Source organism: Isoptericola sp. NPDC060257 (assembly GCF_042726645.1).
GTDB lineage: Bacteria > Actinomycetota > Actinomycetes > Actinomycetales > Cellulomonadaceae > Isoptericola > Isoptericola nanjingensis.
Genome location: NZ_JBHXAW010000504.1, coordinates 1 through 1,312 on the forward strand (window position 1 = coordinate 1; position 1,312 = coordinate 1,312).

The 1,312-nt window shown below is 73.8% G+C and carries 2 protein-coding genes; both read left to right on the forward strand.

Features of this window, described 5'->3' with window-relative positions; genetic code table 11:
* Window positions 1–552, forward strand: a 552-nt coding sequence (locus tag ACFWEK_RS21700; RefSeq protein ID WP_430555390.1) for a glycosyltransferase family 4 protein, incomplete at its 5' end; no start/stop codon positions are given.
* A 126-nt stretch (window positions 553–678) separates the two neighbouring features.
* A complete protein-coding gene (locus tag ACFWEK_RS21705) occupies window positions 679–1,239 on the forward strand; it encodes a hypothetical protein (protein ID WP_430555391.1) in 561 nt (186 codons plus the stop codon).
* Window positions 1,240–1,312: the final 73 nt, after the last annotated feature.

Genomic DNA, 1,312 nt, shown 5'->3' on the forward strand with positions numbered 1-1,312 from the left:
GGCCGGGAGGTGCACGTCGTGACCCCCACCCCGTACGCGCCCCGCAAGCGGCAGCTGCCGATGCTGGAGGCGATCGCCGCCGCGGTGGAGAAGGCCCCCGGGCGCCTGGTCGCGACCATCGGCGGCGACGGCCCGCAGCTCGCCGACGCCCGCCGCTGGGTGCGCGAGCACGGGCTGGCCGACACGGTGCGGCTCGTCGGCCGCCTCACCCCGACCGAGCTCAAGCGCCTCTACGTGCGCGCCGACGTCTTCGTCGCCCCCGCGGTGCAGGACGCGTTCGGCATCGCGGCGCTCGAGGCCCAGGCCGCCGGCCTCGCCGTCGTCAGCCGGTCCCAGTCGGGGGTCGCGGAGCGCCTGGTCGACGGGCGGGACGCCCTCCTCGTGGACGACGACGCGGCGATGGCCGGCGCCCTCGTCCGCCTCGCCGACGACCCCGCCCTGCTCGACGCGATCATCGCGCACAACCGCTCCGCCGAGCTCGCGACGTCATGGCCGCGCGTGCTCGCCGACGTCGACGCCGCGTACCGCGCGGCGGCCTCGATCACGCGCTGACCGACCGGCCGCCGTCGGGCCTGGTCACGGACGGATCGGTGCCTCGGCGTATCACCGTCGCCGTGGGACCCCTCGTCACACCATGACCGGCGACGAGGGGATCGCCGGCTGACGTGAGGAGCGACGATGACCATCACGACACGCACCCGCACCCGCCGCGCACGGCTCGCCGCCGTCGTGGGCGGGCTCGCGGCGATCGCGGCCCTGGGCACGACCGCCCCGGCCGCCACGGCGGCGCCCGACGACGGCGCCGCGCCCGTCCGGGTCGAGGCGGTGACCAGCGACACGCCGGTCATGGTCGAGGACCTCAAGCTCTCCGCCCAGGCGGCCCGCACCACCTACTACTGTGCCGTCCTCGACGGCACGTTCGGCTGCAAGAACGCGAAGCCCGGCACCGGGCTCGTCGTCGCGCGGCTGTACCAGCACATCGACTACGGCGGCTTCCAGGTCGTGGTCTACAACCCGAAGTACCGGGAGGGCTGCACCGCGGGCACCGGCGACAACGAGGGCGGCGCCAACCTCGGCACCGCCCTGTCGAACAGGATCACGTCCGTCAAGACGTACAACCACTGCGACGTGCGCCTCTACAACGGCAACGACAAGACGGGGGCGCACACCGCGTTCATCGACCGGGACGACTACCTCGGCAGCTTCAACGACCGGGCGAACTCGTTCCGCATCTCCTGACACATCCACCGACGGGAGACAGCTCCCGCCGCTACCTGCAGGCGTGGTGCGCGGCGGTGTCGTTCGTGAGAGC

Coding starts and splice junctions, on each gene's coding strand:
- ACFWEK_RS21705 (WP_430555391.1), top strand. CDS start 679: ATGACCATCACGACACGCACCCGCACCCGCCGCGCACGGCTCGCCGCC.